We start from the raw sequence: 20881 nt of genomic DNA, 5'->3' as shown, positions 1-20881 counted from the left end.
GGATTTTTCAATGAACGTGATTTCCCGCAAGCCGACGCGCGCTGTTCGCGTCGGCAAGACGGTCATCGGCGGCGGCGCTCCGGTCGTCGTGCAGTCGATGACCAATACCGATACTGCCGACTGGCTCGGCACCGCGATCCAGTGCGCCGAACTGGCGCGCGCCGGTTCCGAACTCGTCCGTATCACCGTCAATACGCCTGAAGCGGCGGCTGCCGTGCCGCGCATCCGCGAGCATCTGGCGAAGCTCAACCTCGAAGTGCCGCTGATCGGTGACTTCCACTACAACGGCCACCGTCTGCTCGCCGACTATCCCGAGTGCGCGCAGACGCTGGCCAAGTACCGCATCAATCCGGGCAACGTCGGTCACGGCAAGAAGCGCGACGAGCAGTTCGCGCAGATGATCGAGTTCGCCTGCCGCTACGACAAGGCGGTGCGCATCGGCGTGAACTGGGGCAGCCTCGATCAGGAACTACTGGCGCGCGTGCTTGACGAAAACTCGCGCCGCGCCGAACCGGCGCCGCTCGGCGCGGTGATGCGCGAGGCGATGATCAGCTCGGCGCTCGAATCGGCGGCGAAAGCCGAGGAGCTGGGCCTCGTGCGCGCGCGCATCGTGCTCTCGTGCAAGGTCTCGGGCGTGCAGGACCTGATCGCGCTCTATCGCGAACTCGCGGCGCGCGCCGACTATGCGCTGCATCTGGGACTCACCGAAGCCGGCATGGGCTCGAAGGGCATCGTCGCCTCGACCGCTGCGCTCTCCGTGCTGCTGCAGGAAGGCATCGGCGACACCATCCGCGTCTCGCTGACGCCCGAACCCGGCGGCAGCCGCACCCAGGAAGTGATCGTTGCGCAGGAAATCCTGCAGACGATGGGACTGCGCGCGTTCACGCCGATGGTTACCGCCTGTCCCGGTTGTGGCCGCACCACCAGTACAGTCTTCCAGGAACTGGCGCAGCACATCCAGAACCACGTCAGGAGCCGCATGCCCGACTGGCGCAACGAGTACGACGGCGTCGAGAACATGACGCTGGCGGTGATGGGCTGCGTCGTCAATGGCCCCGGCGAGAGCAAGCACGCCAACATCGGCATCAGCTTGCCGGGATCGGGCGAGGCGCCGGCGGCGCCGGTGTTCGAGGACGGCGTCAAGACCGTCACCCTGCGCGGCGAGCATATCGCCGAAGAATTCACCGCCATCGTCGAACGCTACGTGGCACGCACCTACACCAGAAAGAACCCGATTCACTCATGAGCCGAAACATCCAGTCCGTCCGCGGCATGAACGACATCCTGCCGGACGAGGCAGAACTCTGGGAACGCTTCGAAGAAATCGTCCGCAGCTGGCTGAAAGGCTACGGCTACCGGCCGATCCGCCTGCCCATCGTCGAGCCGACACCGCTCTTTTCGCGCGCCATCGGCGAGGTGACCGACATCGTCGAGAAGGAAATGTATTCCTTCGTCGACAGCCTCAACGGTGAGCCGCTGACGCTGCGCCCGGAAGGCACCGCCGGCTGCGTGCGTGCCGTCATCCAGCACAGCCTCGCCGGCGAGCGGCCGCAGCGCCTCTACTACACGGGCCCGATGTTCCGTCACGAGCGGCCGCAGAAGGGGCGCTACCGGCAGTTCCATCAGGTCGGCGTCGAGGCCTTCGGTTTTGCCGGCCCCGACGTCGATGCCGAGCACATCCTGATGGGCGCGCGCCTGTGGGACGATCTCGGCCTTGACGGGATCCGTCTCGAGATCAATACGCTCGGTCAGGCCGAAGAACGTGCGCGCCATCGTGCCGAACTGATCACCTACTTCGAGGCGAACGCCGAACTGCTCGACGAGGACGCCAGACGGCGGCTGCATAGCAACCCGCTGCGCATCCTCGACACCAAGAACCCGGCGATGCAGGAACTCGTTGCCGCCGCGCCGAAGCTGATCGATCACCTCGGGCCGGAATCGCTGGCGCACTTCGAGGGCGTGCAGCAGATCCTGCGCGACGTCGGCATTCCCTATACGATCAACCCGCGGCTGGTGCGCGGCCTCGACTATTACAACCTGACCGTGTTCGAATGGGTCACCGACCGCCTCGGCGCGCAGGGTACGGTCTGCGCCGGCGGCCGTTACGACGGTCTGGTCGGCCAGCTCGGCGGCAAGGCGACGCCGGCCTGCGGTTTCGCCATGGGCGTCGAGCGCCTGCTGGCGCTGATCAGCGATGCCGGCGGTGTGCCGGCGCCGGTGGCGGTCGATGCCTATATCGTGCACCAGGGCGACGCCGCGTCAAGGCTGGCGCCGCGCGTCGCCGAAGGTCTGCGCGACCAGGGGCTCGACGTGCTGCTGCACTGTGGCGGCGGCAGCTTCAAGTCGCAGATGAAGAAGGCCGATGCCAGCGCTGCGCCGTTTGCGATCATTATCGGCGACGACGAGGCCAATGCTGGCGAAGTCAGCCTGAAGCCCTTGCGCGACGGCGGCGAACAGAAACGTATTGGCGTCGATCTGCTGGCTGACGCCATCATCCAATGCTTACTCGACGATGAGGACGAATCCTGATGGCCACTTACGACCTCGAAGAGCAGGAACAGCTCGACGAAATCAAGACCTGGTGGAAGCAGCACGGCAATACCGTTACCGCGGTCGTCCTCGCCGCTTCGCTCGCCGTCGCCGGCTGGCAGGGCTGGAACTGGTACCAGCGCAATCAGGCGGCGCAGGCCGCGGCGATCTTCTCCGTGCTGCAGCAGGCGGCGGCCAGCGGTGACGCGCAGCGCGTCAAGACGGCCAGCGGCGAACTGCTGGAGAAATTCCCCTCGACGCCGGTGGCGGCGCTCGCTGCGCTGACCGCGGCCAAGTCGGCAGTTGATAGCGGCGATGCGAAGACCGCGCGCGCACAACTCGGCTGGGTGGTCAGCAACGGCCGCGACGAAGCGCGCGAACTGGCGCGCCTGCGTCTGGCGACGTTGCTGATCGACGACAAGGCCTACGACGAGGCGCTGCGCCTGCTCGACGGTGCGGTCAGCGAAGGTTTTGCCGCCCGCTTTGCCGACGTGCGCGGCGACGTGCTCAGCGCACAGGGCAAGAAGGCCGAAGCCGCCGCGGCCTGGCGGCAGGCCAGCGCTGCGCTCGACGCCAAGGACGCCGCTGCCGGGAAGGGGCGCAGCACGCTGCAGGATCGCGAGGCGAACGCGCCCTTTCGCGAACTGCTGCGCCTGAAGCTCGAGGCCAGCGGCGAGGCGGCACGATGAACCGGGCGCTGGCGCGGGCCGCCTGCGTTGCGCTGTTGCCGCTGCTCGGCGCCTGCTCGACGCTCGATTCGCTCAATCCGTTCGCGAGCAAGCCGGGCGGGCCGAAAATGGCCGAACTGAAGGCGATCACCGCCAGCGCCGATACGCGCGTCGTCTGGCGCGACAGCGTCGGCAAGGCAGGCGACTACGTGCTCGTGCCGGCCGTGGTCGGCAGCAGCGTCTATGCCGTCGGCCGTGACGGCGCGCTGACGCGTTTCGACAACGGTCGCCAGGTGTGGCGCGTCAAGATCGGTCAGACCGTCTCCGGCGGCGTCGGCGCCAGCGAGCGCATGGTCGTCGTCGGCACGCCCAAGGGCGAGATACTTGCCTTCAACGCCGCCGACGGTGCCGCCTTGTGGACTTCCCGCGCGACCAGCGAAGTGCTGTCGCCGCCGGTCATCGCCGAAGACGCGGTGGTCGTGCGCAGCGGCGACAACCGTCTGGCGGCTTTCGAACTCGCCGACGGCAAGCGCCGCTGGGTCTATCAGCGGCCGTCGACGCCGCTGTCGGTGCGCGTCACGGCGGCGCCGCTGGTCGCCGATCGCTTCGTTTTCGCCGGTTTCCCCGGCGGCAAGCTGGTTGCCGTCAGCCTCGGCAACGGCGCACCGATGTGGGAAGGCGCCGTTGCCGTGCCCAAGGGCGTCACCGAACTCGACCGCGTTGCCGACATCACCAGCGTCCCGGTGATCGACGGGCGCGAGATCTGCGCCGTCGCCTTCCAGGGCCGCGTCGCCTGCTTCGACCTCGGCAACGGCTCGCTGGTCTGGGCGCGCGAGCTGTCGAGCGCTGCCGGGCTGGCCATCGACAGCCGCTACGTCTATGTCAGCGACGACAAGGGCGCCGTGCACGCGCTCGACCGCAACAGCGGTGCCAGCATCTGGAAACAGGACCGCCTGTTCCTGCGTCGCCTGACGGCACCGCTGGCGCGGCGTGGCCTGATCGTCGTCGCCGATGTGCAGGGTGTGGTGCATTTCCTCAATCGTGAGGATGGCGCTTTTGCTGCCCGCCAGACCACCGACGGCAGCCCGGTGCTGGCGCCGCTGCAGGCCAACACTGACGGCGTCGTCGTGCAGACGAGCAACGGCAGTATTTACGCAATCGAGATGCAATGAAACCGACCGTAGTTCTGGTAGGACGGCCGAATGTCGGCAAGTCGACCCTGTTCAACCGCTTGACCAAGACGCGTGACGCGCTGGTGGCGGACATTCCGGGGCTGACGCGCGACCGTCACTACGGCCACGGCCGCATCGGCGACCGTCCTTTCCTGGTCGTCGATACCGGCGGCTTCGAGCCGCTGGCCAAGGACGGCATCATGCACGAAATGGCGCGGCAGACCGAGCAGGCGATCGCCGAGGCCGACGTCGTCGTCTTCGTCGTCGATGGCCGTGCCGGACTCGCCGCACTGGACAAGGAAATCGCCGTCAAGCTGCGCCGTGCCGGCCGGCCGGCGCTGGTCGCCGTGAACAAGGCTGAGGGGCTCAACCCCGGCGTCGTCGGTGCCGAATTCCATGAGCTCGGTCTTGGCGAACCGCATCCGATTTCGGCGACGCACGGCGAGGGCGTGCGTGCGCTGGTCGAAGCCGCGCTCGATACGCTCGGCCCGGCCCCGGCCGAAGACGAGGAAGGCGCCGCGGTTGCCGACGATGTGCTCAAGGTGGCGATCGTCGGCCGCCCCAATGTCGGCAAGAGCACGATGATCAATGCGCTACTCGGCGAGGAGCGCGTCATCGCCTTCGACCAGCCGGGAACGACGCGCGACGCCATCGACATCGATTTCGAGCGCGCCGGGCGCAAGTACCGCCTGACCGATACCGCCGGCCTGCGGCGCAAGGGCAAGGTCTTCGAGACGATCGAAAAGTTCTCGGTGATCAAGACCTTGCAGTCGATCGAAGAAGCCAATGCCGTCGTCCTCGTGCTCGACGCGCGGCAGGAGGTTTCCGACCAGGACGCGCACATCGCCGGCTTCATCGTCGAATCCGGGCGCGCGCTGACCATTGCCGTGAACAAATGGGACGGGCTTGATCCCTACGTGCGTGAGCGCGTCAAGGTCGATCTCGAGCGCAAGCTCAAGTTTCTCGACTTCGCGCGCTTCCACTACGTGTCGGCGCTCACCGGCCTCGGGCTCGAGCAGGTGTTCCGCTCGGTTGATGCCGCTTACAAGGCCGCGACGGCGAACCTGCCGACGCCGCAACTGACGCGTGCGCTGATCGACGCCGTGGCTCGCCAGCAGCCACCGCGGCACGGCGTCTTCCGCCCGAAGATGCGCTATGCGCACCAGGGCGGACGCAATCCGCCGCTGATCGTCATTCACGGAAATGCGCTCGAACACATCTCGGACAGCTACCGGCGCTACCTCGAGAGCTACTTCCGCGAGACTTTCCGCCTGCAGGGAACGCCCTTGCGCATCCAGTTCAATGTTTCGCACAATCCGTATGCCGATCGCAAGAAGCCTGCCGAAAAACCGGCACGCGGCGGGCATGCGGTGGCGACCGGTCGGAAAATCCATTAAGCTGTTCCACAGGGTCGCCGTCAGGCAGAAAAATCAGGGCACACCCAGCCACCCCACAAGATGGAGCTTCAAACATGAGCAATAAAGGGCAACTTCTACAAGACCCGTTCCTCAACACGCTGCGCCGCGAGCATGTGCCGGTGTCGATCTATCTGGTCAATGGCATCAAGCTGCAGGGCCAGGTCGAATCCTTCGACCAGTACGTCGTGCTGCTCAAGAACACCGTGACGCAGATGGTTTACAAGCACGCCATCTCGACCGTCGTGCCGGCGCGTCCGGTCAATATTCAGGTTGATTCGGGCAACGAAGCCTGAGCACCCGCCGACGCGTGTCACTCGTTCCGACTGCTCGTCTTTACCGGCGCTCCTGCCCGCCGGCGCAACAACAGCCCGGGATGCCTGTCCCGGGCTTCCGCCGGTTTCCGGCGTCAGGCCGCAGCCGGGGTGCATCCGTCAATGCCTCGCCGCTGAAGCCAGTGCATGCGTGAGGCTTCCCCCGCCGAACGCGCGGTGATCGTCCAGATCGATTTCGGCAGCGACGCTATCGCCGAGCAACTCGACGAAGTGCGTCTGCTGGCCTTGTCGGCCGGCGCCGAGATTGCCGGTGAGGTATGCGCCCGACGCAGCAGTCCCGATCCGGCGACCTTTGCCGGCAAGGGCAAGGTGCAGGAAATCGCTGCTTTCGTCGCCGCTTCGGCGGCGCAGCTGGTGATCTTCAACCACCAACTGTCGCCGGCGCAGGAGCGCAATCTCGAGCGCGCCATCGGCTGTCGCGTGCTCGACCGGACGCGGCTGATTCTCGACATCTTCGCGCAGCGCGCACAGAGCGCCGCCGGCAAGCTGCAGGTCGAACTGGCGCAGCTCGACCATCTGGCGACGCGCCTGGTGCGCGGCTGGACCCACCTCGAGCGGCAGAAGGGCGGCATCGGCCTGCGTGGACCAGGCGAAAAGCAGCTGGAAACCGACCGTCGCCTGCTCGGTGTGCGCGTCAAACTGCTGCGCGAGCGGCTGGCGCGGCTGGAACGGCAGCGTGGCGTGCAGCGCAAGGCACGGCTGCGTAGCGAGGTGCTCAGCGTGTCGCTGGTCGGCTACACCAACGCCGGCAAGTCGACACTGTTCAATGCGCTGACACACGCTGGCGCCTATGCCGCCGACCAGCTGTTCGCGACGCTGGATACCTCGTCGCGCCGCCTGTGGCTGCCGGAAGCCGGCAATATCGTCATTTCGGACACGGTCGGCTTCATTCGCGACCTGCCGCATACGCTCGTCGCCGCTTTCCATGCAACGCTCGAGGCGACGGCGCAGGCCGATCTGCTGCTGCATGTCGTCGACTCGGCGAGCCCGGCGCGCGAACTACAGATCGCCGAAGTTGACAAAACACTGGCGGCGATCGGTGCCGCCGCCGTGCCGCAGATTCTGCTCATGAACAAGGCCGACCTGACCGGGCTGCCGGCGGCGGTCGAGCGTGACGAGTATGGTAGAATCCGTCGCATTCGCGTCAGCGCAAGAAGTGGTGAAGGCCTGCCCCTGTTGCGCGACGCACTTGCCGAAACGGCGCTCGCGAAGGCCCGCGACGCCCGTCTTCCGTCATCCCGGACGGCCATGCCGGCAACTGCCGACAATGCCGGAACTGCATTGGATCCTGTCTCCTTCCTATGATCGCAAGCATCGGAGTACTCATGTCGCTTAACGACCCGCAATGGGGAGGTGGTGGCGGCAAGCGTCCCAATCAGGGGCCGCCCGACCTTGAAGAATTGTGGCGCGATTTCAACCGGCGCCTGTCCGGCATGATCGGCAAGAAAAGCGGTGGCAACGGCGGCGGTGGCAGCGAACGGCCGCCGACCAATTTCAGCCCGCGCTTTCTCGGCGGCGGCGCCGGCGTGCTGCTGGCGCTCGGCTTGGTGGTCTGGCTGGCGAGCGGTTTCTACATCGTCGACGCCTCGCAGCGCGGCGTTGTCCTGCGTTTCGGCAAGTACAAGGAAACGACCGAGTCGGGTCTGCGCTGGCGCCTGCCGTACCCGGTCGAGTCGCACGAGCTGGTGAATATTTCCGGCGTGCGTACGGTCGAGGTCGGCTATCGCGGCAGCGAGCGCAACAAGGTGCTCAAGGAAGCACTGATGCTGACCGACGACGAGAACATCATCAACATCCAGTTCGCCGTCCAGTACATCCTCAAGGATCCGGTCGAATACGTCTTCAACAACCGTTTCCCCGATGAATCGGTGATGCAGGTGGCCGAAACGGCGATCCGCCAGATCGTCGGCAAGAACCGCATGGACTTCGTGCTCTACGAAGGCCGCGAGCAGATCGCCGTCGATGCCGCCAAGCTGATGCAGGAAGTGCTCGACCGCTACCAGACCGGCATCCTCATCTCCAAGGTGACGATGCAGAACGCGCAGCCGCCGGAGCAGGTGCAGGCCGCTTTCGACGACGCGGTGAAAGCCGGTCAGGACCGCGAACGGCAGAAGAACGAAGGCCAGGCCTACGCCAACGACGTCATTCCGAAAGCGCAGGGCACCGCCGCACGGCTGACGCAGGAAGCCGAAGGCTATCGCCAGCGCATCGTCGCCACCGCCGAGGGCGACGCCAGCCGCTTCAGGCAGATCAACGTCGAATACGCGAAGGCGCCGGAAGTCACGCGCACGCGCATGTATCTGGAAACCATGCAGCAGATCTACTCGAATACCAGCAAGGTGATGATCGACGCCAAGGGGCAGGGCAACCTGCTCTACCTGCCGCTCGACAAGCTGATGCAGGCCTCCGGCGCGCTCGCGCCGGCCAACGCCGCCGCCGATCCGGCGCGTGCCGGCACCGCAACCACCTCGCCGGCCGATCCGGCGCCGGTGGTCGAGCGCGATACGCGTTCGCGTGAAGCGCTGCGCTCGCGTGATCGGGAGGTGCGCTGATGAAAAACGGACTCAATTTCCTCGTCGCTGGCGTCGCCGCGCTGTTCGCCGTGCTCGGCGCGTCGATCTTCACGGTCGATCAGCGGCAGTACGCGATCGTCTTCCAGCTTGGCGAAGTCAAGGACGTCATCGCCGAACCGGGGCTTTATTTCAAGTGGCCGATGATCCAGAACGTGCGCTTTTTCGAGAAGCGCATCCTGACGATGGACAGCGCCGAACCCGAGCGCTTCATCACCTCGGAAAAGAAGAACGTGCTGGTCGATTCCTACGTCAAGTGGCGCATCGTCGATCCCAAGCTCTACTACGTCTCGGTCAGCGGCGACGAGGCGCGCGCCAAGACGCGCCTGTCGCAGACGGTCAACGCCGGCCTGCGCGAAGAATTCGGCAAGCGCACGGTGCATGACGTCGTCTCCGGCGAGCGCGACCAGATCATGGAGCAGATGCGCGAAAAGGCCGATCAGGATGCGCGCAAGATCGGCGTGCAGATCGTCGACGTGCGCGTCAAGCGCGTCGATCTGCCGCTCGAAGTGAGCGAGTCGGTCTATCGGCGCATGGAAGCTGAACGCAAGCGCGTCGCCAACGAACTGCGCTCGCAAGGTTCGGCCGAAGGTGAAAAGATCCGCGCCGACGCCGACAAGCAGCGTGAGGTGATCGTCGCCGAAGCCTATCGTGACGCGCAGAAGATGAAGGGCGAGGGTGACGCCAAGGCGGCGGCGATCTACGCGCAGGCCTTCTCGGCCAATCCCGAGTTCTACGCCTTCTACCGCAGTCTCGAGGCCTATTCGGCATCGTTCCGCAACAAGAGCGATGTGCTCGTGGTCGAGCCCAATTCCGATTTCTTCAAGTATCTGAAGAGCTCCGGCCGTGGCGGCGAAAAAACAGGGAAATGAGTGACACGCTGTTGATGGCCTTCGCACTGATGCTGGTGCTTGAAGGCGTCGTTCCCTTTATCGCACCGACTGCCTGGCGCGACGCTTTCCGTCGCCTTACCGAGTTTTCCGACGGGCAGATCCGTTTCTTTGGCCTGACGGTCATGCTCGTCGGCCTCGTTTTGTTGATGGTGCTGAATTGAACTGGTTGCTTCCCGACTACCTCGCCGACGCGCTGCCGCAGGAGGCGGCGCAGGTCGAGCGTCTGCGCCGTCGCGCGCTCGATCTCTTTGCCGGCCACGGCTACGAACTGGTGATGCCGCCGCTGGTCGAGCATCTCGACTCGCTGCTCACCGGCTCGGGTCAGGATCTGACGCTGCGCACTTTCAAACTGGTCGACCAGTTGTCCGGGCGTACGCTCGGCGTGCGTGCCGACATCACGCCGCAGGTGGCGCGCATCGATGCGCACCTGCTCAACCGTGACGGCGTTGTCCGCCTGTGCTACTGCGACAGCGTTCTGCACACGCTGCCGGCGGCACAATCGGCCAACCGCGAGCCGATCCAGCTCGGCGCCGAGCTCTATGGTCATGCCGGCGTCGAAGCCGATCTGGAAACGATCCGCCTGCTGGCAGCGACGCTCGCCGATCTCGGCGCGCCGGCCGAACGCATCGACATCGGCCACGTCGGCGTCTTCGCCGCGCTCGCCGACGCGGCCGGTCTGGCTGATGCCGACGAGGCGGCGCTGCTGCAACTGCTGCAACAGAAGGACCTGCCGAGCCTGCGCTGCGCCTGCGCCGACATCGCCGAGCCCTGGCGCAGCGCGCTGCTGCGCCTGCCCGAACTCTATGGTGACGTGGCGATCCTCGACCGTGCCGAACGCGAACTGCCGGCCTTGCCGGCGCTGGCGGCGGCGCTTGACGCGCTGCGCCGGCTGAGCGCAGCGATGCCCGAACTGCCGCTCTCCTTCGATCTCGCCGATCTGCACGGCTACAACTATCACAATGGTGTCGTCTTCGCCGCCTACCGGCGCGGTTACGCTGGCGCCATCGCGCGCGGCGGCCGTTACGACGGCGCCGGCGCCGCCTTCGGCCGCGCCCGTCCGGCTACCGGTTTCTCGCTCGACCTGCGCGAACTGGCGCGCCTGGCTGCGCCGACAGCGCTGCCGATGGCCGTTGCTGCGCCCTTCGCCGAAGCTTCCGGCAGCGCGCTGGCGCAGGCGATCACCGCGCTGCGTGCGGCCGGTGCCGTCGTCATCGAACAGTTGCCCGGTTCGCCGGCAGACAGCCGCTGCGACCGTCGCCTGAGCGAGCGCGCCGACGGTAGCGGCCAATGGATTATCGAAACAATCAACAGGGATTGATCAACATCATGGCGAAGAACGTAGTCGTTGTCGGCACGCAGTGGGGCGACGAGGGTAAGGGCAAGATCGTCGATTGGCTGACCGATCATGCGCAAGGCGTCGTCCGTTTCCAGGGCGGACACAATGCCGGGCATACGCTGGTCATCGGTGAAACCGAATACAAGCTCAACCTCGTTCCTTCGGGAATCGTCCGCCGCGGCGTCAATTGCTATATCGGCAACGGCGTCGTCCTCGACATTCATCACCTGCTCACCGAGATCCGCGGTCTCGAAGCCGGCGGCATCGAAGTGCGCTCGCGCCTGAAGGTGAGCCCCGGCTGTCCGTTGATCCTGCCCTATCACTCGGCGCTTGACCGCGCGCGCGAAGCGAAGCGCTGCGCCGATACGCGCATCGGTACCACGGGCAAGGGAATCGGCCCGAGCTACGAAGACAAGGTGGCGCGGCGTGCGCTGCGCGTCTATGACCTCTTCCATCCCGAACGCTTCGCCGAAAAGCTGCGCGAGAACATGGAGTACCACAACTTCGTGCTCACCCAGTATCTCGGCGCCGAAGCGGTCGATTACGACGCGACGCTGGCGCAGGTGCTGGCCGATGCCAAGGAAGTGCTGCCGCTGGTGGTGGACGTCTCGGCGACACTGCACGCGGTCAATCGCGCCGGCGGCAATCTGCTCTTCGAAGGCGCGCAAGGCGCGCTGCTCGACATCGACCACGGTACCTATCCCTTCGTCACCTCGTCGAACTGCGTCGCCGGTCAGGCGGCGGCGGGTGCCGGCGTCGGTCCGGGAATGCTGCACTACGTTCTCGGCATCACCAAGGCCTACTGCACGCGCGTCGGCGGCGGCCCCTTCCCGAGCGAACTCGACATCGAGGGCGAAGGCCTGCCCGGTACGCAGATGTCGCAGAAGGGCCGCGAGTTCGGCACGGTCACCGGCCGCAAGCGTCGCTGCGGCTGGTTCGATGCCGCCGCGCTGAAGCGTTCGATCCAGATCAACGGCGTTACCGGCCTGTGCATCACCAAGCTCGACGTTCTCGACAAGCTGTCCGAATTGCACATCTGCACCGGCTACAGGATCGACGGCCGCGTCGTCGACCTGCTGCCGCTCAGCGCCGAAGAAGTTGCCGGCTGCGAGCCGATCCTCGAAACGCTGCCGGGCTGGAGCGAGAGCACCTACGGTGTGCGTACGCTCGAAGGCCTGCCGGCGGCGGCGCGCGCTTACCTCGCGCGCATCGAGCAGATCGTCGAAACGCCGATCGACATCATTTCGACCGGTCCGGAACGCGACGAAACCATCCTGCGCCGCCATCCGTTTCTGTAAACCCTGATTTGATTGCGGTTTTGATCAGTGTCGTGGCGCCGCAAGGCGCCACGCTGCGTTGCAGCAGTCCGCAACAGATCCTTCCGGGTAGAATCGGCGCATGAACCTGCTCGCCCTGGAAACTTCAACCGACGCCGGCTCGGTCGCGCTGTGGCGCGACGGCGAAGTCAGCGAACTCGCCTGTCCGTCGGGTGATCCGGTTGGTACAACGCATTCGCAGACCCTGCTGCCACAGGTGCGCGCTCTGCTCGACCAGAGCGGGCTCGGTTTCGCCGATCTCGATGGCATCGCCTTCGCCGCCGGCCCGGGTGCGTTCACCGGCCTGCGCGTCGCCTGTGCTGTCGCGCAGGGGCTGGCTTTCGCGCATTCTCTGCCGCTCTTCCCGGTCGCCACGCTGGAAGCGATGGCGCTGGCCAGCGGTGGCGAACGCGTTCTCGTCGCGCTCGATGCACGCATGGGCGAGGTGTACTTCGGCACCTATGTCGACGGCGTCGCGCAGTCGCCGGTCGTCGTGCTGCCGCCCGAGGATATCGTGCTGCCGGCCGGCAATGACTGGCTCGCCTGCGGCAATGCGCTGGCCGCCTACCCGCAGCTGGCGGAGCGCCTGCAGGGCAGGGTGGTCAAGCAGCTGCCGCAGCTGATGCCGTCAGCGGCGGCGGTTGCCCGTCTTGCCGCGCCGCGCCTGTTGCGCGGCGAGAACGTCGCCGCCGCCGACGCCGTTCCCGTCTATGTGCGCGACACGGTGGCGCTGACCGTTGCCGAACGCCTGGCGCAGGGCGGCCGCGCATGAACGGGCGCAGGCCGGGAGTTTGCGCGTGAGCGCCTGCCTGATGCCGGCAGTCGAACTGCTGCCGATGAACGAGCACGACCTCGACGAGGTGCTGCGCATCGAGATCGACGTCTACGCCTTTCCCTGGAGCCGCGGCAATTTCCTCGATTCGATCAACGCCGGCTACAGCTGCTGGGTGTGCCGCAGCGCCGGCGAACTGGTCGGCTACGCGGTGATCATGCACGCCGTCGACGACGCGCATCTGCTCAACGTCAGCGTCGCCGCGCGCCGCCAGGGCCGGGGTTTCGGCGCGCGTCTGCTCGCCCATGCGATGCAGGTCGGCCGTGAACTCGGCGCGACGACCTTGCTGCTCGAAGTGCGTCCGTCGAACGTCAAGGCGGTCGGCCTGTACAAGGCCTTCGGCTTCCAGCAGATCGGCGTGCGCCGTGGCTACTACCCGGCGCATGTCGGGCGAGAGGATGCGCTGGTGTTGACGCATGCGCTCGGCGAGGTGTCGGCGTGAATCTGTCGCGCGAGGAAATGCTGCTCGAAATGGGCCTCGGGCCGCTGTGGAAGCTGCGTGGTGCCGGCACCGCCGCTGGCGCGCCTGCGGCCGACGCCGCGACGCAAAGGGCTTCAGCGCCAGCCGACACGCCGGCTACGGAATCCGCGCGGCAGCTGTCTGATGCGCCGCGTGGTGTGTCGCCCATGCCGGCGGCTGAAGCAGTGCGCGCTACGCCAGCACACTCTGCACCGGCCGCCGTTGCGCCGGCTGCCAGCGACCCCGCCGTTGCCGGCGAGTGGGCAGCACTCAACCGGCAGATCATCGACTGCCGCGCGTGCGCGCTCTGCGCGCAACGGCAGCAGGCTGTGCCCGGTGTTGGTGATCAGTCGGCCGACTGGCTGTTCATCGGCGAAGGCCCCGGCGCCGAGGAGGATGCGCGCGGCGAACCTTTCGTCGGCGCCGCCGGCAAGCTGCTCGACGCGATGCTGGCGGCGATCGACCTGCAGCGCGGCGACGACGTCTATATCGCCAACGCCGTCAAATGCCGGCCACCGAACAACCGTACGCCGGAAGCCGGCGAGATTGCCGCCTGCCGGCCCTACCTCGAGCGGCAGGTGGCGCTGCTGCGGCCGCGCCTGATCGTTCTGCTCGGCCGTGCCGCGGTGCAGGCAACGCTCGGTCTCGATGGCTCGCTGGCCAGCCTGCGCGGCCGCGCGCATGCGTGGGAGGTCGGTGGCCGGAGCATCCCGGTGATCGTCACCTACCATCCGGCTTACCTGCTGCGCACGCCGCTCGACAAGGCGCGTGCCTGGGAAGACCTGTGCCGCGCGCGGGCGCTGATGCGCGCGGCCAAAGCCGCCGCTCTTGACAACGCGAGCACCGCCCCCAACTGATGTGCCACGGCGTCGTCGCCGGACCGCTCAATCTTGGTCTTCCCGGGAGAAACAGCATGCGCAGTCGCCTCGTTATCGTCCTCGCCTTCGTCGCCAGCCTGCTCTCGGGCTGCGGCTACAACCAGTTCCAGAGCGGCGACGAAGCCGCCAAGGCCGCCTGGTCGGAGGTGATCAACCAGTACCAGCGGCGCGCCGATCTGGTGCCCAATCTGGTCAGCACCGTGCAGGGCTACGCCAGCCACGAGAAGGAGGTGCTGACCGCGGTGACGCAGGCACGCGCCAGCGTCGGCGGCATCCAGGCGACGCCCGAGCTGCTCAACGACCCGGCCGCCTTTGCCCGCTTCCAGCAGGCGCAGGCCGGACTTACGAGCGCGCTGTCGCGCCTGCTGGTCGTTGCCGAAAACTATCCGCAGCTGAAGGCCGACACCGCATTCCGCGACCTGCAGGCGCAGCTCGAGGGCACCGAGAACCGCATCGCCGTGGCGCGCAACCGCTACATCAAGGCGGTCGAGGCCTACAATGTTTCGGTGCGCAGCTTCCCCAACAACCTGACGGCCAAGGCCTTCGGCTACGAGGTCAAGCCGGTATTCACGGTCGACAACGAAGCCGCCATCGCCAAACCGCCGAAGGTCGATTTCGGTAGCGCCCCTGCCGCCAATTCTGCTACTCCCGCCGAAGCTTCGCGCTGAGTTGGCATAGCGCCCGAAAAGTACAGCCGCCATGGCTGGTCTGAAACTCCTGACGGCACCGGCAGGCGGCATGGCGTCGCTGGTGCTGCTGCCTTCGCTGCTGCGCCAGTTTGCCGGCATCTTGCTGGCGGTCGTACTCGGCCTGAGTGCAGCAACGGTCTACGCGCAAAGCCTGCAGCCGCTGCCGACGCTGAGCGCGCGCGTTACCGACCGCGTCGGCGCGCTCAGCGCCGAACAGCGCGCGACGCTCGAACAGCGTCTCGCCGCCTTCGAGCAGGAGCGTGGCACACAGATCGCCGTACTGATCACCGACACGGTGCAGCCCGAGTCGATCGAGCAGTACGCGCTGCGCGTCGCCGAAGCCTGGCGCCTCGGCCGCAAGGGCGTCGACGACGGCGCCCTGCTGCTCATTGCCTTGCAAGACCGCAAGCTGCGCATCGAGGTCGGCTACGGACTGGAGGGATCGCTCAGCGACGTCGTCTCGCGCCGCATCATCGGCGACGTGATGGCGCCGCGCCTGAAAAACGGTGATGTCTACGGCGCCGTCGACGCCGGCGTCAGTGCGATGATCGCCGCTGCCTCCGGCGAGCAGCTGCCGGCGCCGAGCCGGCGCCCGACGGCCAAGCCGGCGGCGAGCGATGATGGTTCCTGGCAGACGCTGATCTTCGTCGGCTTCATCCTCGTCTTCTTTGTCGGCGGCATCTTGCGCGCGCTGTTCGGCCGTCTGCTCGCTTCGCTGCTGATCGGCGGCGCCGCTGCCGTGCTCGCCTGGTTTCTTGTCGGTGCGCTGCTGGTCGCTGCCGCTGCCGGCGTGCTCGCCTTCATTGTTTCGCTCGTCGTCGGCGTTGCCGGTTTCCGTTCAGGCGGTTTTCCCGGAGGTGGTTTTGGCGGTGGCGGCGGTGGCTTTGGCGGTGGTGGCGGCTTCTCGGGCGGCGGTGGCGGCTTCGGCGGCGGCGGCGCATCGGGCAGCTGGTGAGGGGCGAGGCAATGGACTGGTCAAGGTTTTTCCGGCACAGCGCGCAGCCGCACTGGTGGACACAGCGCGCATTTCCGCCGGCGGCACAGGAGGCGGTGCGCGAGGCGATCGCCGCTTCCGAGCGGAGCCATCGCGGCGAGCTGCGCTTTGTTGTCGAAGGCGGTTTGCCGGTCGCTGAGCTGCTGCAGGGCGTGATGCCGCGCCGGCGGGCGCTCGCTCTCTTTGCGCAACTCGGCGTCTGGGATACACAGGACAACAGTGGCGTGCTGATCTACGTGCAACTGGTCGACCGGCGCGTCGAGATCGTCGCCGACCGCGGTGTAGACGCCCGTCTCGGCGAGGCTTTCTGGCAGGCCGTCTGCCGACGCATGGAAGCGGCTTTTGCCAGCGGCGACTTCCAGTCCGGGGCGCTGGCGGCGATCGCCGAAATCAGCGCCGAACTGGCGCGCCACTACCCGCCGCTCGGCGACAATCCGAACGAGTTGCCGGATCGGCCGCTGCTGCTCTGATCTGCGCTCAGTGCAGTCCGCCGTCGTCGAGGTGGATCACGTCGTCGTGTTCGCGCTGATTGGCGTCATGTCTGCGCTTGACCAGATACATGGCGCTGCTGACAAACAGACCGAACAGCGTCAGTACCCAGTAAACCGACAGGTCAGCCTTGACCATCGCGTAGTAGAGACCGGTCATGATCAGGATCGACAGGTTCTCGTTGAAGTTCTGCACGGCGATCGAATGGCCGGCGCCCATCAGGATGTGGCCGCGGTGCTGCAGCAGCGCATTCATCGGCACGACGAAGAAGCCCGAGAGACCGCCGATCAGGATGAGCAGCGGCACCGCCAGCCAGACCTCGTGCACGAAATTCATCACCAGCACGATGATGCCCATGGCGATGCCAAGCGGAATGACGCGCACCGACTTGCGCAAGGTGATCATCTTCGCCGCTGCCGCCGCGCCGATGGCGACGCCGACGGCGACCACTCCCTGCAACATGCTCGAATGCGAAAGATCGAGCGCCAGCGCAGCTTCCGCCCACTTGATGACGATGAACTGCAGCGTCGCGCCGGCGCCCCAGAACAGCGTCGTCACCGCCAGCGAAACCTGCCCGAGCTTGTCGCGCCAGAGCAGCGCCAGGCAGTGGTTGAATTCATGGATCAGGTAGAGCGGATTGCGCCTGACCGGCTTGTGGTCGACGCCGGTATCGGGAATGTAGAGATTGAACAGCGACGCCAGCAGATAGAAGACGGCGACGACGCAGACCGCCATTTCGCCGGCGGTATCGACGCCGGTATCGATCAGCGGAAAGTCGAAACTGAGCATCGTCGCGGCGACGTCGGGCTTGATCAGCGTGCCGCCAATGACGACGCCGAGGATGATGGCGCCGACGGTCAGCCCCTCGATCCAGCCGTTGGCGACGACGAGCAGGCGGTGCGGCAGGTATTCGGTGAGGATGCCGTATTTGGCCGGCGAATACGCGGCGGCGCCGAGGCCGACGATGGCGTAGGCAACGAGCGGGTGCGCACCGAAGAACATCATTGAACAGCCAATGATCTTGATCGTGTTGCTGATGAACATCACCCGCCACTTCGGCATCGAGTCGGCGAAGGCGCCGACGAAGGCGGCGAGGACGACGTAGGAGACCGTGAAGAAGGTCTTCAGCAATGGCTCATACTCGCTCGGCGCTTGCATTTCACGCAGGGCGGCGATGGCGGCGATGAGCAGGGCATTGTCGGCCAGCGCGGAAAAAAACTGCGCGGCCATGATGATGTAGAAGCCGAAAGGCATCAGGAGGGGGACTCCCTTTTGTGTCGCCGGTTTATACCATGAATGCCTTTAACTTGTTAGCCGCCGCGGCCCCTGTCGATTGCCGGTAAAGCCCGTCCGGCGGGGCTTTCCGGCTCTTGCCAGCGCATTGGCATGAGCGCGAAGTGCGGCGAAACAGCCGCGAAAATGCAGCTTCGCGCCAAGGCGGGCGCAGCTGCCATCGGGCACCGTAGACGGGCCGGCAGCCGCGCCCGCGCTGTCGGCGGCGGGGGATTTGTGCTTGAATACTGCCTCGCGCAATAGCGGAGGCCAGCCCAGGCCGATCGCCGTCTGCAGGTCTTTGGCCGTCGTCACTGCTACCGGTTTCACCCGCGCAGACTGCCGGCTCAGGCTGCGCAATGCCGGTCGCGGCCGGTGGTGGCTGACCCGCATTCTTTCGGCGCCGATCTTGCGGTTTTGCCACTCAAGGAAAGCCATTTCTGATGTCCGCCTCGCCTGTTTCATCCATCGCCGCTTCACCCGCCACCGCCTCACCCGTCGCTGTTTCCCGTCTCGTCTCGAACTCCCGTCCCATCCACGCGCGCATCGATCTCGCGGCGCTGCGTCATAACTACCTCGTTGCCAAGCGCCATGCGCCGGCGGCGCGCGCTTTCGCCGTCGTCAAGGCCGACGCCTACGGCCACGGCCTGCAGCGCGCCGCGCGCGCGCTCGGCCCGGTCGCCGACGGCTTCGCGCTGCTCGACCTCGGCGAAGCCATCACCCTGCGCGACGCCGGCATCAGGCAGCCGATCGTCCTGCTCGAAGGTCTGTTTGCGCCCGGCGACGTTGCCGTCTGCGCCGATTACGATCTGCGCCCGGCGATCCACTGCCGCGAGCAGATTGCCATGCTGCGCGCGGCGCCGCCGGGCGTGCGCCTGGCGGTCGGCCTGAAGATCAACAGCGGCATGAACCGTCTGGGTTTCCTGCCGGCCGAAGCGCCAGCGGTGCTCGCCGAACTACAGTCGCTGCCGGCGGTGGCGTCGGTGATGCTGATGAGCCACTTCGCCAACGCTGACGACGCGCGCGGCGTCGACTGGCAGCTAGAGCGGCTGGCGCCGCTGGTTGCCGGCTTCCCCGGCGAGATTTCCTTCGCCAACTCGGCGGCGATCCTGCGCCACACCAAGGCCGCGCACGACTGGGTGCGGCCGGGAATCATGCTTTACGGCGGCAGCCCGTTCAGTGATGCCAGCGCGGCGAGTTTCGACCTGCGCCCGGCGATGACGCTGACGAGCCGCATCATCGGCGTGCAACAGATCGGTGCCGGCGAACGCGTCGGTTACGGCGGCCTGTTCGAGGCGACGCGGCCGACGCGCGTCGGCGTCGTCGCCTGCGGCTACGCCGACGGTTATCCGCGCCACGCGCCCGGTGGTACGCCAATCCTCGTCGATGGCGTGCGCACGGCGACGCTCGGCCGCGTGTCGATGGACATGCTCGCCTGCGACCTCAGCGCGCTGCCCGGCGCCGGCATCGGCAGCACGGTGACGCTGTGGGGCGAAGGCCTGCCCGCCGACGAGGTGGCGGCGGCGGCCGGCACCATCAGCTACGAGTTGTTCTGCGCGCTGGCGCGGCGCGTGCCGGTCAGCGATGTTGGCAGCGATTCCGCCGGCGGGGCCTGAGCGTGGCGCGCGACAAGACCGTCTATAGCTGCGGCGAGTGCGGCGCCACGTCGCCGAAGTGGCAGGGCCAGTGCCCCGGCTGCGGCGCGTGGAACACGCTGACCGAGACGCGTGCCGTCGGCAGCGGCCCCGGTGCGCCGCGCTTTGCCGGTCTGGCGCCAACGTCGGCGCCGCGTGTGCTCGCTGACATCGAGGCGCGCGAGGCCGACCGCGTGCCGACCGGCGTCGGCGAATTCGACCGCGCGCTCGGCGGCGGTCTGGTCGCCGGTGGCGTCACGCTGATCGGTGGCGACCCCGGCATCGGCAAGAGCACGCTGCTGCTGCAGGCGCTCGCCGGCCTGTCGGCGACGCGGCGTGTGCTTTATGTGTCGGGCGAGGAGTCGGGCGAGCAGGTGGCGATGCGCGCACGCCGGCTGGCGCTGGAAACGCGCGCGCTGCCCTTGTTCGCCGAGATCAACCTCGAACAGATCCTCGCCGTGCTGGCGCGCGAGCGCCCCGACGTGGCGGTGATCGACTCGATCCAGACCCTGTGGAGCGACGCGCTCGCCTCGGCGCCGGGGTCGGTGGCGCAGGTGCGCGAGTGCGCGGCGCAGCTCACCCGGCTGGCCAAACAGACCGGCATCAGCATCCTGCTCGTCGGCCATGTCACCAAGGAAGGTGCGCTCGCCGGGCCGCGCGTGCTCGAACACATCGTCGACACCGTGCTCTATTTCGAGGGCGACACGCACTCGGCTTTCCGCCTCATTCGCGCGGTGAAGAACCGTTTCGGTGCGGTCAACGAGATCGGCGTCTTCGCCATGACCGAGCGCGGGCTGAAGGGCGTTTCCAACCCGTCGGCGCTGTTCCTGCCGTCGCGCTCGCAGGCGGCACCGGGTGCTGCGGTGCTCGTCGCGCAGGAGGGAACACGCCCCTTGCTCGTCGAAATCCAGGCGCTGGTCGACCCGGCGCACGGCAATCCGCGCCGGCTTACCGTCGGTCTCGACGCGCAGCGTCTGGCCATGCTGCTCGCCGTGCTGCACCGCCACGCCGGCGTCGTCTGCTTCGACCAGGACGTTTTCGTCAATGCCGTCGGCGGCGTGCGCATCATCGAACCGGCGGCTGACCTCGCGGTGACGCTGGCGATCGTCTCCTCGCTCGCCAACCGGCCGCTGCCGCAGAAGCTCGTCGTCTTCGGCGAAATCGGCCTGACCGGCGAAATCCGCCCGGCGCCGCGCGGTCAGGAGCGCTTGCGCGAAGCGGCCAAGCTCGGCTTCACGCGCGCACTGATTCCGGCGGCGAACGCGCCGAAGCAGCCGATCGAGGGAATGGAGACGATCGCCGTCGCGCGCGTCGAGGAAGCCGTGGCGCGCTTGCGCGATCTCGACTGAGCGGCGCGCGCTGACGACGGAACGCCCGCTGCGAGTCTGGCGCCTGCGCT

General features: G+C 67.0%; 22 protein-coding genes. 20 read left to right on the top strand and 2 right to left on the bottom strand.

The window, feature by feature from the left end:
* Positions 1 to 10: 10 nt before the first annotated feature.
* The 18 genes from ispG to GGD90_RS09965 all read left to right on the top strand — a co-directional run bounded on the left by ispG (position 11) and on the right by GGD90_RS09965 (position 16557).
* Complete coding sequence (gene ispG / locus GGD90_RS10050) at positions 11 to 1246, top strand: flavodoxin-dependent (E)-4-hydroxy-3-methylbut-2-enyl-diphosphate synthase (protein ID WP_153116489.1); 1236 nt, start codon at positions 11 to 13, stop codon at positions 1244 to 1246.
* Positions 1243 to 2529, top strand: coding sequence for a histidine--tRNA ligase (gene hisS, locus GGD90_RS10045; RefSeq protein WP_153116490.1), 1287 nt, complete (start codon positions 1243 to 1245; stop codon positions 2527 to 2529). The genes ispG and hisS overlap by 4 nt, the downstream gene beginning before the upstream one ends.
* Positions 2529 to 3218 (top strand): YfgM family protein, encoded by a 690-nt coding sequence (locus tag GGD90_RS10040; protein WP_184415076.1) that lies wholly within the window; start codon positions 2529 to 2531, stop codon positions 3216 to 3218. The genes hisS and GGD90_RS10040 overlap by 1 nt, the downstream gene beginning before the upstream one ends.
* Positions 3215 to 4369, top strand: a complete 1155-nt coding sequence (gene bamB, locus GGD90_RS10035; protein ID WP_153116492.1) for an outer membrane protein assembly factor BamB — start codon at positions 3215 to 3217, stop codon at positions 4367 to 4369. Before GGD90_RS10040 ends, bamB begins: the two co-directional genes overlap by 4 nt.
* Positions 4366 to 5766 carry a ribosome biogenesis GTPase Der gene (der, locus tag GGD90_RS10030; protein WP_153116493.1) on the top strand — a complete coding sequence of 467 codons (1401 nt, stop codon included), beginning with the start codon at positions 4366 to 4368 and terminating at the stop codon, positions 5764 to 5766. The genes bamB and der overlap by 4 nt, the downstream gene beginning before the upstream one ends.
* A gap of 74 nt (positions 5767 to 5840) precedes the next feature.
* On the top strand, positions 5841 to 6080 hold the full coding sequence (gene hfq, locus GGD90_RS10025) for an RNA chaperone Hfq (RefSeq protein ID WP_153116494.1): 240 nt from the start codon (positions 5841 to 5843) through the stop codon (positions 6078 to 6080).
* 165 nt (positions 6081 to 6245) lie between these two features.
* The gene (hflX, locus tag GGD90_RS10020) at positions 6246 to 7424 is read left to right on the top strand and encodes a GTPase HflX (protein WP_153116495.1); all 1179 of its coding nucleotides are present in this window, start codon (positions 6246 to 6248) and stop codon (positions 7422 to 7424) included.
* Between the two features lie 20 nt (positions 7425 to 7444).
* Positions 7445 to 8671 (top strand): FtsH protease activity modulator HflK, encoded by a 1227-nt coding sequence (hflK, locus tag GGD90_RS10015; RefSeq protein WP_153116496.1) that lies wholly within the window; start codon positions 7445 to 7447, stop codon positions 8669 to 8671.
* Positions 8671 to 9561: a protease modulator HflC gene (gene hflC / locus GGD90_RS10010; protein WP_153116497.1), complete on the top strand. Its 891-nt coding sequence runs from the start codon at positions 8671 to 8673 to the stop codon at positions 9559 to 9561. The genes hflK and hflC overlap by 1 nt, the downstream gene beginning before the upstream one ends.
* A complete protein-coding gene (locus GGD90_RS10005) occupies positions 9558 to 9743 on the top strand; it encodes a DUF2065 domain-containing protein (RefSeq protein WP_153116498.1) in 186 nt (61 codons plus the stop codon). The genes hflC and GGD90_RS10005 overlap by 4 nt, the downstream gene beginning before the upstream one ends.
* The gene (locus GGD90_RS10000; RefSeq protein WP_153116499.1) at positions 9740 to 10900 is read left to right on the top strand and encodes an ATP phosphoribosyltransferase regulatory subunit; all 1161 of its coding nucleotides are present in this window, start codon (positions 9740 to 9742) and stop codon (positions 10898 to 10900) included. The genes GGD90_RS10005 and GGD90_RS10000 overlap by 4 nt, the downstream gene beginning before the upstream one ends.
* An 8-nt stretch (positions 10901 to 10908) precedes the next feature.
* A complete protein-coding gene (locus tag GGD90_RS09995) occupies positions 10909 to 12216 on the top strand; it encodes an adenylosuccinate synthase (RefSeq protein WP_153116629.1) in 1308 nt (435 codons plus the stop codon).
* Positions 12217 to 12316: 100 nt separating this feature from the next.
* Complete coding sequence (gene tsaB, locus GGD90_RS09990; RefSeq protein WP_153116500.1) at positions 12317 to 13006, top strand: tRNA (adenosine(37)-N6)-threonylcarbamoyltransferase complex dimerization subunit type 1 TsaB; 690 nt, start codon at positions 12317 to 12319, stop codon at positions 13004 to 13006.
* 25 nt (positions 13007 to 13031) lie between these two features.
* The gene (rimI, locus tag GGD90_RS09985; protein ID WP_153116501.1) at positions 13032 to 13508 is read left to right on the top strand and encodes a ribosomal protein S18-alanine N-acetyltransferase; all 477 of its coding nucleotides are present in this window, start codon (positions 13032 to 13034) and stop codon (positions 13506 to 13508) included.
* Complete coding sequence (locus GGD90_RS09980) at positions 13505 to 14383, top strand: uracil-DNA glycosylase (RefSeq protein ID WP_228273708.1); 879 nt, start codon at positions 13505 to 13507, stop codon at positions 14381 to 14383. Before rimI ends, GGD90_RS09980 begins: the two co-directional genes overlap by 4 nt.
* Before the next feature lie 56 nt (positions 14384 to 14439).
* Positions 14440 to 15072 carry a LemA family protein gene (locus GGD90_RS09975; RefSeq protein ID WP_153116502.1) on the top strand — a complete coding sequence of 211 codons (633 nt, stop codon included), beginning with the start codon at positions 14440 to 14442 and terminating at the stop codon, positions 15070 to 15072.
* 31 nt (positions 15073 to 15103) lie between these two features.
* A complete protein-coding gene (locus GGD90_RS09970; RefSeq protein ID WP_228273709.1) occupies positions 15104 to 16048 on the top strand; it encodes a TPM domain-containing protein in 945 nt (314 codons plus the stop codon).
* 11 nt (positions 16049 to 16059) lie between these two features.
* Positions 16060 to 16557 carry a TPM domain-containing protein gene (locus tag GGD90_RS09965; RefSeq protein ID WP_153116503.1) on the top strand — a complete coding sequence of 166 codons (498 nt, stop codon included), beginning with the start codon at positions 16060 to 16062 and terminating at the stop codon, positions 16555 to 16557.
* 7 nt (positions 16558 to 16564) lie between these two features.
* Here the strand turns inward: GGD90_RS09965 and lplT are convergent, their stop codons facing one another.
* Together lplT and GGD90_RS09955 are read right to left on the bottom strand one after the other, a co-directional pair.
* Positions 16565 to 17830, bottom strand: coding sequence for a lysophospholipid transporter LplT (gene lplT, locus GGD90_RS09960; protein WP_153116504.1), 1266 nt, complete (start codon positions 17828 to 17830; stop codon positions 16565 to 16567).
* Positions 17831 to 17878: 48 nt separating this feature from the next.
* A complete protein-coding gene (locus GGD90_RS09955; protein WP_153116505.1) occupies positions 17879 to 18286 on the bottom strand; it encodes a hypothetical protein in 408 nt (135 codons plus the stop codon).
* A 5-nt stretch (positions 18287 to 18291) separates the two neighbouring features.
* Between GGD90_RS09955 and alr the strand changes: the two genes are divergently transcribed.
* The gene (alr, locus tag GGD90_RS09950; RefSeq protein ID WP_153116506.1) at positions 18292 to 19464 is read left to right on the top strand and encodes an alanine racemase; all 1173 of its coding nucleotides are present in this window, start codon (positions 18292 to 18294) and stop codon (positions 19462 to 19464) included.
* Between the two features lie 2 nt (positions 19465 to 19466).
* Entirely contained in the window at positions 19467 to 20831 is a 1365-nt protein-coding gene (gene radA / locus GGD90_RS09945; RefSeq protein WP_153116507.1) for a DNA repair protein RadA, read from the top strand.
* Positions 20832 to 20881: the final 50 nt, after the last annotated feature.

The sequence above is a fragment of the Rhodocyclus tenuis genome, assembly GCF_014197755.1.
Lineage (GTDB): Bacteria > Pseudomonadota > Gammaproteobacteria > Burkholderiales > Rhodocyclaceae > Rhodocyclus > Rhodocyclus tenuis.
This window is presented reverse-complemented; position numbering and strand designations above follow the sequence as displayed.